The organism is Bacteroides sp. An269 (assembly GCF_002159755.1).
Taxonomy (GTDB): domain Bacteria; phylum Bacteroidota; class Bacteroidia; order Bacteroidales; family Bacteroidaceae; genus Phocaeicola; species Phocaeicola intestinalis.
Map to the genome: position 1 here is coordinate 1 of NZ_NFJG01000101.1, position 17,446 is coordinate 17,446.

Annotated in this window: 12 protein-coding genes; 9 read left to right on the top strand and 3 right to left on the bottom strand. The window is 44.0% G+C overall.

From position 1 onward, the window contains the following. Positions 1-291: 291 nt before the first annotated feature. On the top strand, positions 292-2,139 hold the full coding sequence (locus B5F71_RS15255; RefSeq protein ID WP_022040146.1) for a DEAD/DEAH box helicase: 1,848 nt from the start codon (positions 292-294) through the stop codon (positions 2,137-2,139). Positions 2,140-2,429: 290 nt separating this feature from the next. On the opposite strand, the gene B5F71_RS15260 is transcribed toward B5F71_RS15255, so the two are convergent. Further along, positions 2,430-3,911, bottom strand: a complete 1,482-nt coding sequence (locus tag B5F71_RS15260; RefSeq protein WP_087211922.1) for an oligosaccharide flippase family protein — start codon at positions 3,909-3,911, stop codon at positions 2,430-2,432. A 114-nt stretch (positions 3,912-4,025) separates the two neighbouring features. Continuing rightward, positions 4,026-5,051, bottom strand: a complete 1,026-nt coding sequence (gene ruvB, locus B5F71_RS15265) for a Holliday junction branch migration DNA helicase RuvB (RefSeq protein ID WP_013618098.1) — start codon at positions 5,049-5,051, stop codon at positions 4,026-4,028. Between the two features lie 84 nt (positions 5,052-5,135). On the opposite strand from ruvB, the gene B5F71_RS15270 reads away from it, so the two are divergent. The 7 genes from B5F71_RS15270 to B5F71_RS15300 all read left to right on the top strand — a co-directional run bounded on the left by B5F71_RS15270 (position 5,136) and on the right by B5F71_RS15300 (position 13,687). After that, positions 5,136-5,921: a 4Fe-4S binding protein gene (locus B5F71_RS15270; RefSeq protein WP_087211946.1), complete on the top strand. Its 786-nt coding sequence runs from the start codon at positions 5,136-5,138 to the stop codon at positions 5,919-5,921. 151 nt (positions 5,922-6,072) lie between these two features. Then, complete coding sequence (gene mnmA / locus B5F71_RS15275) at positions 6,073-7,218, top strand: tRNA 2-thiouridine(34) synthase MnmA (RefSeq protein ID WP_087211925.1); 1,146 nt, start codon at positions 6,073-6,075, stop codon at positions 7,216-7,218. A gap of 148 nt (positions 7,219-7,366) precedes the next feature. Continuing rightward, positions 7,367-8,479 carry an OmpA family protein gene (locus B5F71_RS15280; RefSeq protein ID WP_087211928.1) on the top strand — a complete coding sequence of 371 codons (1,113 nt, stop codon included), beginning with the start codon at positions 7,367-7,369 and terminating at the stop codon, positions 8,477-8,479. A gap of 87 nt (positions 8,480-8,566) precedes the next feature. Continuing rightward, positions 8,567-9,679, top strand: coding sequence for a site-specific integrase (locus B5F71_RS15285; RefSeq protein ID WP_022040140.1), 1,113 nt, complete (start codon positions 8,567-8,569; stop codon positions 9,677-9,679). A gap of 25 nt (positions 9,680-9,704) precedes the next feature. Next, entirely contained in the window at positions 9,705-9,884 is a 180-nt protein-coding gene (locus tag B5F71_RS15290; protein ID WP_158098117.1) for a hypothetical protein, read from the top strand. Between the two features lie 164 nt (positions 9,885-10,048). Continuing rightward, on the top strand, positions 10,049-10,483 hold the full coding sequence (locus B5F71_RS15295; RefSeq protein ID WP_087211935.1) for a hypothetical protein: 435 nt from the start codon (positions 10,049-10,051) through the stop codon (positions 10,481-10,483). 354 nt (positions 10,484-10,837) lie between these two features. After that, positions 10,838-13,687: a hypothetical protein gene (locus B5F71_RS15300; RefSeq protein ID WP_087211938.1), complete on the top strand. Its 2,850-nt coding sequence runs from the start codon at positions 10,838-10,840 to the stop codon at positions 13,685-13,687. Between the two features lie 77 nt (positions 13,688-13,764). Here B5F71_RS15300 and B5F71_RS15305 read toward each other — a convergent pair whose 3' ends face one another. Next, on the bottom strand, positions 13,765-16,455 hold the full coding sequence (locus B5F71_RS15305) for a PL29 family lyase N-terminal domain-containing protein (protein WP_087211942.1): 2,691 nt from the start codon (positions 16,453-16,455) through the stop codon (positions 13,765-13,767). Between the two features lie 297 nt (positions 16,456-16,752). Between B5F71_RS15305 and B5F71_RS15310 the strand changes: the two genes are divergently transcribed. Further along, positions 16,753-17,355, top strand: coding sequence for a beta-eliminating lyase-related protein (locus tag B5F71_RS15310; protein ID WP_241148624.1), 603 nt, complete (start codon positions 16,753-16,755; stop codon positions 17,353-17,355). The last annotated feature ends 91 nt before the right edge of the window (positions 17,356-17,446 follow it).

The following is a 17,446-nucleotide window of genomic DNA, read 5'->3' on the forward strand; positions in this document are numbered from 1 at the left end:
GGCTTCCGCCTATAGGACACAATAGGTCACCTCCTTTTCTTGGTTAACCTTTTTTACGGCAAAGGTAACTTTTTTCTTTGCCCTTTTACCAATGCAAATCTAAAGGAGGTCACAGAGTATCACGGAGGAATAAAAAATGAAAACCCTGTGTGCCTCCTTTGTGTCCCTCTGTGGTGAAATAGTAACAGCAAGACACTTTCCTTCCTTTTTGTCAGCAAAAAAACGGGCAAACATACGTATATATCGTTAATTCTCTGTATCTTTGCAGCCGAATTAGACAGTTATAGATAAATGAAGACATTTGAAGAACTTGGCGTAGCTCCCGAAATACGCAAAGCGATTGAAGAAATGGGTTACGAGAACCCGATGCCCGTACAAGAAGAAGTAATCCCTTACCTGTTGGGAAACGGGAACGATGTAGTGGCTCTGGCACAGACCGGAACCGGAAAAACAGCCGCATTTGGTTTGCCGCTGATACAGAAAATTGACGTTAGCAACCGCGTGCCTCAGGCATTGATACTCTGCCCTACACGCGAACTCTGCCTGCAGATAGCAGGTGACCTGAATGACTATTCGAAGTATATCACCGACCTGAAGATAATACCCGTTTACGGAGGTTCGTCTATCGAGAGCCAAATCAAGAGCCTGAAGAAAGGCGTACATATCATTGTTGCCACTCCGGGACGTCTTATTGACCTGATAGAACGTAAAGTGGCGAAACTGGAAACCATCCGTGACGTAGTGATGGATGAAGCCGACGAAATGTTGAACATGGGCTTTACCGACAGCATCAACGCTATCTTGGAAAAGGTGCCCGAAGACCGCAATACCTTGATGTTCTCGGCTACGATGAGTCCGGAAATCTCACGCATTGCCAAGACCTACCTGCGTGACGCAAAGGAAATCACCATCGGCACGAAGAATGAAGGTACGAAGAATGTGCATCACGTGGCTTACATCGTGCATGCCAAAGACAAATACCTTGCCCTGAAACGTGTAGTAGACTTCTATCCGATGATTTACGGCATTATCTTCTGCCGTACCCGGTTGGAAACGCAGGAGATTGCCGACAAGCTGATACAAGACGGCTATAACGCCGACTCGTTGCACGGTGAACTGAGCCAGGCGCAACGTGACCTGGTGATGCAGAAGTTCCGCCAGCGTCATTTGCAATTGCTGGTTGCTACGGATGTGGCTGCCCGCGGACTGGACGTGAACGACCTGACCCACGTCATCAACTATGGCTTGCCCGATGATGTGGAAAGCTATACCCACCGAAGCGGACGTACGGGACGTGCCGGCAAGACGGGTATCTCTATCGCCATCATGAACCTGCGCGAAAAAGGTAAGATGAAGCAGATAGAACGCATCCTGAACAAGAAGTTCAGCGTTGAGACCTTGCCTACGGGACAAGCCATCTGCGAACAGCAGCTGATTAAGCTGGTAGACGATATCGAAAAGGTAAAGGTGGACGAAGAAGAAATCGAAGCATTCTTGCCGGGCATCTACCGCAAACTGGAATGGCTGAGCAAGGAAGACCTTATCAAACGCGTTGTTTCGATGGAGTTCAACCGCTTCCTGGACTATTACAAGAATGCACCGGAAATAGACCAGCCCAGTGCCAACGAAAAAGGAAAAGACAAGAAAGAGAAGAAAAAAGGAGAACGTCCGGAGCGCAGAGAGCGTTCGCGCAAAGCCGAAAAGGGTTATACGCGCTTGTTCATCAACTTAGGCAAGACCGACGGTTTCTTTCCCAATCAGGTTATCGAACTCATCAACCGTAACTTGAAGAAAGAGCGTATCGAAGTAGGACGCATCGACCTGATGCAGAATTTCTCGTTCTTCGAAGTGATTGAGGCACAAGCTCCGAAAGTGGTAAGAGCCTTGAACAAGACGACTTACAACGGACGTAAAGTCGTAGTAGAAGTGGCAGAAGAAAACGAAGGCAAAAGCGATAAGAGTGGAAAGAAACGCTCCAAGGAAACAAAAAAAGTAAAAGCCGACCGTAACGGGGAGCGGACTGCACGCGCACCGAAACAGGAAGACGACTGGCGTCAGTTTTTCCAAGAAGACGGATTCTCGGATGTAGACTTTAGCGGAATGCCTGAGTGGGTAAAAAAGAAAAAGAAACGGAAATAACTTGATAACAAATCCTAACTAATAAAGGATGTGCTCAACAGTACATCCTTTATTAGTTAGGATTTATTTGATTTAAGAAGTTGGAAACTGTTTTGAATTTCTCCAAAAAGTTTTTCTCGTCTTGAGATTCGTTTTCGTGTGTGCTTTGGGCGATTCTTTGGATTCTTTCCGTTTCTGTCCTTCGCCAGATAGCCCGCTATCTGTTGATGCTTATAACACAGCATGCACAAATCTATACCGTACAGATATAGCCTGATGACGGTTGGGTAAAAACAGGAAGAAATAACTGCTTATCTTAATTGTTTTATTCTCAATCCCTTCAACAAGTCTTTTTTTACGATATAACCCGCAAAGCACAACAACAAAAGGGTATGAAACACCAGTCGCCAGATAATGTTTGTAATTGTCATTTCCCGCGCAATAATGTACAATACAGCGGCAAAAACCAGATAAACCGTCATGTCTTTCAACGGATAAACTACGGGGTATTTCTTCTGTCCTATCACATAGGAAAGCAGGGTGATAAGCCCGTATCCGGCTACCGAAGCCCAGGCGGAAGCCACATAGCCGTATTGCGGAACCAGCCAGATGTTTAATATCAGGATAACGGCACAACCGATGATGGAGAAATAAGCCCCCCACTTTGTCTCATCGGTCAACTTGTACCAGAACGACAGGTTGAAATAAATGCCTTTCAAGATTTCCGCTCCCATCACAATTGCCACGACACCCAGTCCTTCCCAATAGTCGGGTGCAATGAGATAGCGCAAAATGTCCATGTAGAACATTACCGCAAGAAAAGCCAGAAGCGAGAAGATAAAGAAGTATTTCATTGCCTTGGCGTACATTTCCCGGTTATCTCCTTCCTTGTTCTTGCCAAAGACAAAAGGCTCGTAAGCATAGCGAAAGGCTTGTGTAAACATCGCCATGACCATCGCCACCTTACTTGTCGCACTATAGATGCCCAGCTGCACCAAACCTTCTTGCCGGTCATCGAACAAAAATGGATAAATCATCTTGTCTACCGTTTGGTTTAAAATACCTACTAACCCGAATATCAGGATAGGGAATGAATAACTCACCATTTGCTTCATCAACGGGCGGTCCAACCGATAGGAAAAGCCTCTGAGTTCGGGGATAAAGAAGAACATCTGCACCGCCGACATGATAAGGTTGGATACGAAAATATAACCCACCAGATAATCGGGCCGGTAGAACCAGTTGATTGTTTCGGGCGACACCTTATATATATAGGGGCACAACAAGAGGAAGAAAAGGTTCAGCACGATATTCCCGATGATGTTGAACAACTTGATGGCAGCAAACTTCATCGGTTTCTTCTGATAGCGCAAATAGGCGAAAGGGATGCACTGGAACGAATCGAGTGCCACTACAATCACCATCATGGCGATATAGTCAGGATGGTCGGGGTATTCCAGAAAGGCAGATAACGGATGGATGAACGCAAGGCAAAGCGCAACAAACAACAGAGATAATCCGCCCACAAACAACAGCGCATTGGCATACACATGTTTCGGGTCGGCATCGGTCTTGTTGGCAAAGCGGAAGAACCCTGTTTCCATGCCGAAAGTCAGCAATACCAATATCAGTGCCGTATAGGCATATACGTTCGACACTACGCCATAACCGCCCGATACAGCCGGGATGACCGCCGTATAGAGAGGCACCAGCAAATAATTCAAAAACCGTCCGACAATGCTGCTCAGTCCGTAGATTGCCGTATCTTTAGCCAATGATTTCAGTCCAGCCATAGATGTCAATTAGTTTATAATCTGCGCTCGTTTTATATTCACCACAGAGGACACGGAGAGATATTTTATTTCCTCTGTGATACTCTGTGCCTTCTGTGGTGAAATCAAACACGCTCAATCGAATAATGTTTTTTGTTCATTCCACCGGCTTCTGCCCAGATGCCGGTATGCCAGTTCGGTCACTTCCCTTCCGCGAGGCGTACGCTTCAAGAAGCCTTCCTTGATAAGAAAGGGTTCGTATACTTCTTCTATCGTGCCGGGGTCTTCTCCCAATGCCGTAGCAATGGTGGTCAATCCTACAGGACCGCCCCGGAACTTGTCGATGATGGTGCAAAGCAACTTGTTGTCTATCTGGTCCAAGCCGTAACGGTCTATGTTCAATGCCTCCAATGCGAACTGGGCAATCTTCAAGTCGATGCGTCCGGAGCCTTTCACTTGCGCGAAATCACGCACCCGCCGGAGCAAAGCGTTGGCGATACGGGGCGTTCCGCGGCTTCGCGAGGCAATCTCTCCAGCCGCTTCCGTATCACAAGGCACCCCCAGAATCTTAGCTGAGCGCAAGATGATTTTGGTCAGCGTACTGTCTTCGTAGTATTCCAAGTGCAGGTTGATGCCGAAGCGTGCCCGCAACGGTGCGGTCAGCAAGCCGCTTCGGGTCGTCGCTCCTACCAGGGTGAACGGGTTTAAGTCAAGCTGGATGCTGCGTGCCGACGGACCTTTGTCTATCATGATGTCTATCCGGTAGTCTTCCATTGCCGAATACAGGTATTCTTCCACGACCGGACTCAAGCGGTGTATTTCGTCGATAAACAATACATCGTTCGGTTCCAGGCTGGTCAGGACTCCTGCCAGGTCGCCGGGCTTGTCCAGTACCGGACCGGATGTGACACGGAACCCTACGCCCAGTTCATTGGCAATGATGTTGCTCAGCGTAGTCTTCCCCAGTCCGGGAGGGCCGTGCAGCAATACATGGTCAAGTGCCTCGGCACGAAGCCGTGCCGCCTTTACAAAAATACGCAGGTTATCCACCACCTTATCTTGCCCGCTAAAGTCTTCAAACTGAAGCGGACGCAGCGCGTTCTCGAAATCACGCTCCTTTCCGGTAGGCTTATAATCGCGTATGTCGAACTGTTCTTCCATAATTTTCTTTCTGAATCTCATGCAAAGGTAATGAATAATCTGAGTTATTTTATTACTTTTGTTCAATTAAACATGCTTAATGATATGACTACATTCCAAACAACCCACATTGTTTATTTCTCGCCGACACATACCACAGAGAAAATAGCCCGTGCCATTGCCGAAGGCATCGGAATGGAAAGACGCATCGAAACCGACCTTACATTGGATGAATCTGTCTCTGCCATCGAAATCAATCATTCGCTGACCATACTTGCCACACCTGTCTACAAAGGACGTGTGGCACCTGTCGCCTTGCAACGCATGAAACGTCTGAAGGCCAGCGGCTCACCGGTAATATTGGTCGCCGTTTATGGCAACCGTGACTATGAAGACGCACTGGTAGAATTGCGGGATATGGCTATCGAATTGGGATTTACGCCTCTGTCCGCAGGTGCTTTTATCGGAGAGCACAGCTACAGCACGCCGCAACGGCCGATAGCAGCAGGCAGACCCGATGCCGATGATTTGTACCAGGCAATACAGTTCGGCAAAGACAGTTTGTCGAAGCTGGAACGAACAAATCTGCCGGTCCCTGCGTTTTATATCAAGGGAAATGTTCCATATAAACCTTTTATTACAGGAACACCTTCGGCTCCGGTCTGTAACGAAAACTGTTTTGTATGCGGAGAATGTGTGGAAGTATGTCCTACCCATGCTATCCGTATCAGTCCGGACGGTACCAGCATCGAGACTGATGTGAATCGCTGCATCCGTTGTTGTGCTTGCGTAAAAGTTTGCCCGAACGGAGCACGTGTTTACGATAACCCCTTTGCTGCATTCCTGCATGAAAACTTCAGCGCAAGGCGTGAACCGGAATTGTTCCTATAAGCAGACGCCTGTGCAGATAGGTGCGATGACAGGTGGAAATAGTTGGAACGTCCGTTGCATATATAATCAAAAAACATCCGCTTCCGGCTTCTGACGGAGAGAAGCGGGGTATAACTCCTTAACTCCTTTAACTTCTAAAAAAGAACAAAATATGACAAAAGACAAACGGGTATTGGTGGGAATGAGCGGAGGCATAGACAGCTCTGCTACCTGCATCATGTTGCAAGAGCAAGGATATGAAGTGGTAGGTGTTACCATGCGCACATGGGACATCCCCTCACATTTTTCTTCCCCCGCTCAGGAACAACCCAATGAAATAATCGAAGCGCAACACGTGGCTGCCCGTTTGGGTATCGAGCATCATGTCGCAGACGTGCGGGAAGAATTTCGAAAAGTCATCGTACAATACTTTATAGATGAATACATGAAAGGACGTACGCCCAATCCTTGTGTGCTTTGCAATCCATTATTCAAAGAACGCATCTTGTGCGAATGGGCCGACCGTACCGGTTGTCAATGGATTGCTACAGGTCACTATTGCCGGTTGGAAGACCGGAATGGATTGCGTTACATCATTACAGGAGACGATCCGGTGAAAGACCAGTCGTATTTCCTTTGGAAGTTGCCGCAATCGATTTTAAAACGTATGCTGGTTCCTTTGGGTGGAATGACTAAGGAAGAAGTGCGCAATTATCTTGCCGGCAAAGGATTCGAAGCTAAGGCACGTGGTGGGGAAAGTATGGAGATTTGTTTTATCGACAGAGATTACCGGGAGTTTCTGCGCGAGCATTGTCCCGATATTGACGAAAAGATAGGGCCAGGATGGTTTGTCGATAGCAAAGGAATGAAATTAGGACAGCACCAAGGGTTTGCTTATTATACAATCGGCCAGCGTAGGGGATTAGGAATCGCACTGGGCGAACCTGCATATGTATTGAAGATCAATCCGGAAAAGAATACGGTAATGCTGGGAAACGTTGAGCAGCTAAAGACGGAATACATGCTGGTAGAATCGCCCGAAACTCCCGATTTAGACGAATTGCTTGCCTGCCCGAATTTATCTGTACGTATCCGTTACCGGAGTCGTCCGATACCTTGCCAGGTAATCCTGTTGGATAACGGTTGCCTGTTGGTAAAATTCAATACCGAAGCCTCAGCTATCACGCCGGGACAATCTGCTGTGTTTTATGATGCCAACCGGGTATTAGGCGGAGGGTTCATCGCATCGCAACATGGAATCCGAAAGATTTCGGCAGAAAATAGTTATAAATTCGATAAAAAGAACGGACAGATATGAAACAAAAGAAACTTTCTGTTTGTTTCCTATGTTAAAGAAAGACGATTAAATTTATAAAAAGCACCCAAAAAAAGTGCAAGCTATGCTTTTTTTTTTATATCTTTACTTTCGGTAAGCAATATCTGTATAACACAAAAATAAAAAGATTATGAAACTAAGAAGAAACCTTACCGCACTCGTACTTGGATTAAGCACGATTGCAGCGTTTGCCCAAAGCGGCAACACAGAGACACGCCAGATTAAAGAAGAAGGCAAAACCGTATTTAACCCGCACTGGTTTATGCAGGTTCAGGCCGGAGCCTCACACACCGTAGGAGAAGCCAAATTCGGAGATCTGATTTCTCCGGCAGCTGCACTGAATGTCGGATATCAGTTTACCCCCTTATGGGGATTGCGTGCCGGTCTGAGTGGCTGGGAAGCTAAAGGTGCGTGGGTAAGCCCTGAAACTATTTACAAGTATAACTATTTGCAGGGAAATGTAGATGCTACACTTGACTTAAGTAATCTGTTCTGCGGTTACAATCCGACACGTTTCTTCAACGCGTATTTGTTCGGCGGTATTGGTGTGAACGGAGCATTCAACAACGATGAAGCCGTAGCCTTGAACGATGCCGGACATCGGTTGGAATATCTGTGGCGCGACAGCAAAGTAAATGTCGTAGGCCGTTTCGGCTTGGGCACGAACTTACGCATCAGCGACCATGTATTCTTCAACATCGAAGTGAATGCCAACACGATGTCTGATAAATACAATTCGAAGAAGGCAGGTAATTCCGACTGGCAGTTCAATGCTTTAGCTGGATTTACATTCAAATTCGGAAAAACTTATACAAAGACAGAACCTGTTTACTACGAGCCGACTCCTGTTCCTCCAACCCCAGAACCTGTAGTAGTAGTAGAAGAAAAGAAAGAAGAACCGGCTCCCGAACCTGTCGTTGTTCAACCGATGAAACAGAATATTTATTTTGTTATCAATTCATCCGAAATCCGCAATTCAGAACAGAGCAAAGTCAGTGCTCTTGCCGCTTACCTGAAAGAACACACTGACGCAAAAGTTTCATTGTGCGGATACGCTGACAAGAATACTGGAAATGCACGTATCAACAAGAAGTTATCAGAAGAACGTGCAGAAGCTGTAGCAGAAGCATTGAAAGCGCAAGGCATTTCGGCAGACCGTATTACCGTTGATTATAAAGGTGATACCGTACAGCCGTTCTCTACTATGGAAGAAAACCGTGTAACGGTTTGTATTGCCGAATAAAAACTATTCATTTTCTTAATTAGACTGTATCCTGTAGAAGTTATTACCTTTCTACAGGATACAGTTTTTTTATACTTGCAGTAAGTCATGGGAATCTTATTGTGTAAAAGAAAACTGAAAAATGGGCGCATTTCGCTCTATTTGGACTGTAATGTTGAAGGAAAACGTTATAAAGAGAACCTGGGCATCACCCTAGAAGCACCTGTAAGCAAGGAAATACGTCAGGCAAATTGTGCCAAATTGCAATTGGCTAAACTTTTACGTGCACAACGTGAAATCGATTATCTCCACAATCACTATTGGTCGAAACTGCCTCCATTATTTCACTCTCAGGTTAGAGAAGATGAAACGGCAGGCGAACCTTTACCCGACTTTTTCCTTGTATCGATAGGATACCTTAATATTTATCAGCCCAAAGATAGCCGTATGGTACAGGCTGCATTTTCATACCTCCGTCAGTTTCATCCTGCTTCTTTGCCTGTGAACCATATTACACATAGCTTTTGTACACGGTTCTTTCGCTTTTTACAAGAAAGATTGCATGGCAATACACCTGTCAATTACTTCAAGAAATTCAAAATGTGTCTGGATTATTGCGTAGAAGAAAACCTTCTGCCCTCTAATCCGGCAAAAGGCATCCGGCTACCTCAATACAACGATGTGACTAAACAGATTTTGTCGCCTAAAGAACTGGTAAAACTTACTCTCACACCTTGTCGCAATCCGGAAGTGAAACGGGCTTTCCTGTTTTCGTGCCAAAGCGGATTGCGTTGGTGCGATATACAAGAATTGTGTTATAAGAATATAGACTTTGCACAACGCCATCTGATGTTGGTTCAAAAAAAAGTTGCAGGTCATTCACAAAAGCCTGTCTTGCATATCTATCTGAATGAAAATGCCATGAAACTGTTGCAGGAATCACAAGGTACTCCCGATGATTTCATTTTTCATCTTCCTTCCCATTCATATAGCTTGCGTATCATCAATGAATGGACCAGGCGTGCCGGATTGCGCAAACATATTTCTTTCCATTGTGCCCGCCATACCTTTATTACTTCCATTATGGCCAGGGGAGCAAGCATCAAGACAGCAGCTTCTTTGGCTGGACATTCCAGTACCAGGCATACAGAAAAATATATACACATCATCGATCAGCAGAAACAACAAGCGGTAGAAAGTCTTCCAGATCTTCCACTTTAAGAAGCTGTTTTGAATTTATCGTGCGATGATTTGGGATGAGTTTTTGAGGCATTTTCGCTTCTGTGATGAGGAAGATAGCGGGCTATCTGACGAAGAACAGGAGCGGAAAGGACCAAAAAATCGCCCAAAGCACACACGAAAACGGATATATCAAGCCAAGAAAAACTTTTTGGAGAAATTCAAAACAGCTTCTAAAACAGATTAGGTTTTCAGTGCTTTCGAAGCTTTTCCTTTGGGCAACTTTAACACCATGATAGGTAAGCCTTGTTAGAAAGTGAAGAATTTTGAAAAAAAGACATCAATTTCTCGGGAAATCAATCTTTTTTATATACATTTGTGCCATGTAATAAATAAATTTAATACGAGTTTATGAATGAACTGAAAGTAAGCCTTAAAAGAATAGCCGAAGATGGCTTTACCCGCAACGACGAAATATTGGCAGACGAATCAAAAACATTGATTCCTCAGATGGGATTCGAGTTGCTTTCTGATATTAATAAAAACATGTTGACCATTGTAGCGCATGTCGGTTATGTTACTCCTGCAAAGGAAGTTGGAGCAGCGTTACGCTTCCGATTCTCGCTAGAAGTGGACAGTTTGAGTAATCTGGAATATGTTACCAATCCGCAAAAGGGTACCCATCAATATAAGTTTCCTAATGGTTTCATCGAAGCTGTCCTTACCGATGTGTATGCAACTGCCCGTATACTGATAGCACAAAAACTGAGAGGTACACGTCTTGAAAACATTTACTTACCTTTTGGAGGTGCAGGCAGTTTGGTTCGCATGATGCAGAAGAAATAAGATAAATCTTTTTCTATAAAACAATAGCAGGAGACATAAACATTCGAATACTGTTATGCCTCCTGTTTTTTAGCGCACCCATACTTGTCAAATTATTTTGATAAGATATCTTTTTTCTCCGACTCAACTATCCGACTATTCAATCGGCACATTTTCGGCACATTTTGTTGTCAACTCCGCATGTGTAAACATCTAAACTTTTATTTATCATTTAATTAGCTCATTCCGCACATGTAGCCGGAGCGGCTACTGACGGGGCATAAACCACCTTTCTCCGTGAATCAAGCAGCGCGATCAACTCATTGATTTAGAACGATTTGAGTTTTTTAATTTATAAATTAAATTTAATTTGTTATGAGAAAAAAGTATTTAAGTGCACTTCTGTTCGGAGCGCTTTTGTTCGCTTCAACAGCAACTTTTACTTCTTGTAAAGACTACGATGACGACATCAACAATTTGCAGACACAAATTGATGGCGTTGTTGCCGACATCGAAGACTTACAAGCCCAAATTAGTGCAGGAAAATGGATTGAAAGTGTTACTGCTATCAGCGGTGGTTTCACAGTCACTTTTTCTGACGGGCAGTCATTTAATATTGTAAATGGTCAAGATGGTGCTGCAGGTGCTCCAGGTCAAGACGGTGCCGCTGGTGCTCCGGGTACTCAGATAACCATCGGTGAAGACGGTTATTGGTATTTTGACGGCGTAAAGAGCGATTATCTTGCTGTCGCTAACGAAGAAGACGGAAAGATTAACGTTCCGACTATCCAAAACGGTGTATGGTACATCGTAAATGAAGATGGCGAACTGGAAGCTACCGAATATAAAGCTAATGGCGCTACTTATGCTGTAGCTGAAGCTAACGGTGGTTTCACTATCTATGCTCCCAACGAAGACGGTACAGGCATGGTAGAATGCTACTTCCCCGGTGCAGCAGGCTCTATTACTGAAATGACACTGGGCGGTACGACAAGACAACCACAAGCTGCAACTCTTTATTCTTTAGCAACATGGAATGCGAATGGAGAAGATGGGTATTCACAAGTTACTAATGCCAGCCAAATCGCAGATACAGATGTATTGGTTTCACGTGAAAAGTTCACATTCAATAACAATAGGATAAGTGAAGTTCCCAATGCTAATGCATGGATGGGTAACAAAAAGTTACCGAACAATGGTGATTGGGTTTATTCTTCACCGACAAGCATCGATTTGCGTATTGATCCGGTTAATGTTCCGGCAGAAGATATTGATTTCACTTTAACCAATACCTTGAACCAGAACTTGCAGCCGTTTACCTTTGCTGCCACTCCTTCTCAAACCAGTGGCACCCCGATGAATGGAAACCAAGTAAACAGCCGTGCTACAACGGGTAATGGTTTGTGGACATTGAAGATGCAAAACGTAGTTGTTAGTGGCAATAGCGGTACATGGGGTACAATCAATTCAGCAGAAAGTAATGGTTACGTATACGCTGTCAATGCAGACAATGCTTTCCGCAGCAAATACGAACTGACCGTACAACGTGTTAAACCGGAAACTTTGACTACACTCTCTATTTGGGGTGTTGATGCCACTTCCGAAAGTAGCAAAGAATATACCATTGGAGTAAATGAACGTGGATTTGAAAATACAAAAGATGCGCAGAATGTTACTTTCAAAACTGGCGTCAACTATCAAGTCAACGGAATGGGTGTACAATCATCTGCCCTCTATGACATGTATCTGACTGCAGATGCTTCGGATGTGGAAGTATACGGATTGACATTCGATCAAGACAACCACACCTTCAGAATCGGAAAGAACCCGGATGTATCTACTATTCCGGCTAACTTCGACCTGACTGTTTACACGGTTGCAAACGATGGTACAGTTAATAAAGCCGAAATCCAAGTACAAATCAATACAGAAATCAACGCTCCGGCTGAATACTCATTGATTGAACACAACGTCAATACAACTCATAACAAGAACTACTTCGGCATTGACTTGGCAACTATGAAGGCTGCTTTGGGTGGCAACCTGAACCAATGGATTCAGAACGTAGACTTGCGTGATGCGGCTGTTGAAATGGAATGGTCGGCTGATGGCAGTCATTTCAGCAATACAATACCTGCAGGTATTGATATCAATGTCGTATCTCAACTGTTGGACAAAAACAATCCGAACTATAACCCGAATGCGGATGACAACAGAAATGCGGCAAACTTCATCCAAGTAGACATCAACAATAGTGATGTAAATGGTTTGGAACTTGACCATACATACTATATCAGAGCTACATTCAAGACAACTGGTGGTGAAACCCTGAACAGCATCACTGTTCCAGTAGAATTCCACGCACCGAAATTGGCTGACTTGTTCGCTATCCGTGACGCATACGTAGTAGATAACGTAATTAATGCATATTTCTACGATACAACGGGTAACACAGCAGTTGACTTGACAAGATACTTCAGCAAATACGTAAGTGATGCTAATGTGGGCTTCGCAAACGGCAATGTAGGCGAAACTGGACATGATGGCAACTGGTTGTTTGAACTCAGCGCAAATAAATTCATCACCTACAATAATAATGATGAAGCGGTTCATACAACTCTTGACTTCGATGCAACACAGGGTCATGAAGGTATCATTAATGGTAGAGGCGTAAATGGTTATGGTGAAGCTGTAACAGTGAAAGTAACTAAAGGCTACTATAACACGGATGAAACAGCAACTCACGGTTGGAATTATACAACAAGCGGTGACGATACATACAACTTCCAGATTCGTCTGTTGAGCCCGGTTTATGAAGGTACGGTTACTCCTGTATCAGGTGATGCTGTCACTATCAATGCGAACGACTTTGTACAGGGCGCAAGAATCACAGAAGAAGACATTATCGGTCGCGACTATGCAAATAATGACTTCTATATGTTCCAAGGAAACTTGACAACAGGATGGCGCAATGCACAAATTGCAAATGTTGTTCCGGGCATTGATGATGAACATTATATTGATAATTCACGGTGGGTAAGCGTAACAACACAAGATGCAAATGGCAATACAGTTACGGCTCAACAAGGTTACATCCGTATACAAGGTCGCTCCATCTCGAATACAACGACAGTCAACCTGCCTGTATCTGTAACCGATGCATGGAGACTTGTATTGAATACAGAAGTTCCTGTAACAATCACTGTTGGAGAAAGCGCAGAATAATCTTAACTGATTACTCTATAATAAAAAAAGCGGCTCGAAAGAGTCGCTTTTTTTATTTATAGAGTAATCAAAGTAGATTATTCGCCTACTTGGATAGTCACAGGAACTGATACAGCCTTTGTATATCCCCATACATCGGTTACATGGACTGTAATAGAGGTTTCTGTGGTATTTGGCATCGGAGTTGCTTTCACTACGATTGCGCCTTCTATCGGATTTTCTTTCGTACCACCCGGTATACGGAAACTAATGCCGCCATTGAAGTATTCTGCTCTATCAGGTGTTACATATACATTCTGAATTTGCTTACTTGACCAAGCGTCGATAGTATTATCTTTCTCATTTTCCGGAAGTCCATACTTACTTGTATTCGGAACAACGCTGAACTTGTTATTATTGTAATCGACACCCGTAATCATGCTGCCAGTGATAGCGTAACCAGATTCATTGTTGGCAATAACAGGAATTGAATTATTGCCTACCGGGGTTACGGTACCTTCGTAAATCGGGCTCATGATAGTGATAGTGAACTGATAAGTCTTGTCTGCTTCCTTATCGTATACCCACTTCGTATCAGCATAGTTGTCATTCTTAGCGGTAACAATCAAGTTCTTGCCGTATCCAAGTTCGATACCCGTGCTGTTATTTACTCCTACTTCATTCAATATAATGTAATCATTATCAAGAGTTGCACCTGAATGGGTAAGTGTAGCCAAGCCATCATTAGTATTAGTACCAGTTGCTCCAGACTTGTATTCGGTATTGCCTACAGTAGCCAATGTCGTTTCTGTATCAAGAGACAATTTAGCATATTTATCTACAGCAGTAAAGTATCTCTTGACATTAATCTGATTCTTGTTAGCGTCTGTATTATAGAAGTATGCGGTGATTACATCATCAACCACAAAGTTTGCGTCGCGTGTAAACTGGTCAGCTACAGTCGGAGCAGTGAATGTTACAGGAACTACAATCGAGTTGATATCACCTTCCTTCTCGTCTTTGAATGTAAGCTTCAAGTAATACTGCTTAGCTAAGTGCAATTTGCCTGCATTTTCTTTATCAACTGTGACTTTGATAGTCTCTAATGTCTTAGCTGTAGCGTCCTTATCATTTGCATCCTTATATACAATCTTCAAAGAATTGATACCATCTGCTACTGCAGATTTGCAGTCTTTATCTGTATACAATGCAGCTACAGTCTGACTCAAGTTAACACGGTTAATCCAAGAAATCCACTTGTCAGATCCTAATTCATTTTCCATGTGGCTGATAGCCAAATCAAATCCTTGCGGTTTATTTGCATCTAACAGGTTCGAGATGTCGTATGTTTCAGCTTCGTATTCTACAACATTAGTAGTGATGACAGAACTTAAGTCTACAGAATACTTAACTTCACCTACCTTACCTTGTGTATCCAATGTATGGATTGTCATAGTAAAGGCATCGGCAGGGGTAACGAGGTCTGGATCTACTGTCACTTTGAAAGTACGTGCTTCATTATCCCACTGTATGCCGTACGTTTCTTGATCAGCCTTTTCAAATTCAAACCACATATCATACATTGCACCTTCTGCATCTTCCGGAACAACGATGGTATATGTTTTCCCTAAATCCACCTCTATATCTTTCTTTGTAGTATTACCAACGTTAGCGTTGCTGTTTTTAATTTCCTTTACAGCAACTTTATCCAAAGCCAGACCTTCTTCTGCTGTAACTAGAATGTCATAAGCAGAACGGGTGCTATAATCAGCGTTGATTGCAAAAGCGACTTTCTCATCCTTATTTTCTTGATCCAATTCATTTTTGAAATCGGTATTTTCACCACTCGTCAAAGTGAATTCGTCCATGCTCAATGTGAACAAACCGTTGCTTGTTCCTGCAGCACGTCCCTGTGCATTGTCAATTGTAAGCAAGTCATCGTATGCTTTTGCCGTTAATTTGATATGGCTCAGTTCTTGATTCTTCGAATTAACCAAGGTGTAAGCCACTTCATCTGCCGGAGCATCTACAGGATTAACACGTATGCCAATAGCAGAGTTAGAAGAATATACTACAGACTCATTAGCAGGCAATGCTCTTGGACCTGCCCATTGGCTTGGACGCGTAAATTTATTCCAGATAAGTTCCAATTTATTATTTTGTCTACCAGCTGTAGAATTCTGTGTATCTTCCAATATAATAGAAGAAATCATGGATGCAGGCCCCGGGCAATAGATTTCCAGCATTTCTTTTCCGTCTTCTGTCGGAGCATAGATGGTGAAACCACCGTTAGCTTCAGCTACGGCATAAGTTGCACCGTTAGCTTTGTATTCAGTAGCTTCCAGTTCACCTTTTTCATTGGCTACATACCATACGCCGTCTTTAATTTCCGGAACGACAATCTTTCCAGCTTCACCATCGATGGCAGCTTTGTATTCGGTCTTCTCACCGTCTTTATACCAATAACCATCTTCACCGATTTCCCATGATGTACCCGGAGCACCTGCAGCACCCGGAGCACCATTTTGTCCGTCCTTACCATTTACGATATTGAATGACTGACCGTCAGAGAAGGTTACTGTGAATCCGCCTTCGATAGAGGTAATGTTAGTAATCCATTTTCCTGCGCTAATCTGCGCCTGCAAGTCTTCGAGGTCGGCCTTAATTCCGTCCACTTGTGTCTGCAGATTACTGATGTCATCATCGTAGTCTTTACAAGAGGTAAAAGTTCCTGCCGAAGCGAACAATAACGCTCCGAACAGCAGTGCACTTAAATACTTTTTTCTCATAACAAATTAAATTTAATTTATAAATTAAAAAACTCAAATCGTTCTAAATCAATGAGTTGATCGCACTGCTTGATTCACGGAGAAAGGTGGTTTATGCCCCGTCAGTAGCCGCTCCGGCTACTGACGGATTGTATATAAGTATTTGATTTATAGATGTATTCGTGTCTGATATTAAGGTTTGTTGGTAAAATGTTCCGTATGAGGGTCTGTTTTGTTTTATTGAGATTGGAGGCTTTTTATCAAGAAAGATAGAGGTTTTATTTCTATCTTTGTCTTGGATTTTTTATATTGTAAACTATGTTACATTTTGAAAGTGATTATCTGGAAGGGGCGCATCCGCTTGTATTGGAGCGGTTGATGCAGACTAATATGGAACAGACACCGGGATATGGAACTGATGTGTATTGTGAGGCGGCACGTGAGAAAATACGGCTTGCGTGCGCTGCTCCCGAAGCGGAGGTACATTTTATGGTAGGCGGAACGCAGACCAATGCTACGCTGATAACAGCAATGCTTCGTCCGTATGAAGGTGTGATAGCTGCAGAGAGCGGACACATTAACCAGCATGAAGCCGGTGCTGTAGAGGCTGGCGGGCATAAAGTACTGGCTTTGTCACATGCTGAGGGTAAGCTTTCTGCTACGGATGTGAACCGCTATGTTACAGATTTTTATGCCAATCCCAGTTGGACGGCTATGGTAGCTCCTGGAATGGTGTATATTTCCCAGCCTACCGAGTATGGGACTTTGTATACATTGGCAGAACTTCGGGCTTTGTCGGCTGTGTGCCGCAAGCATCACCTTCCTTTGTATATGGATGGTGCGCGTTTGGGTTATGCTCTTGCGGCTCATGGTAATGATGTGACACTGGAAACGATAGCTTCGCTCCCACCGTCAAGTTAGAAGTGCAACTCCGCCACCGCCTTCCTCCGTCCTTGGAGCGTAGCGGAAAGGGCGGAGGAAGGCGGTGGAAGCCCGGAATCAGGGTCATCCG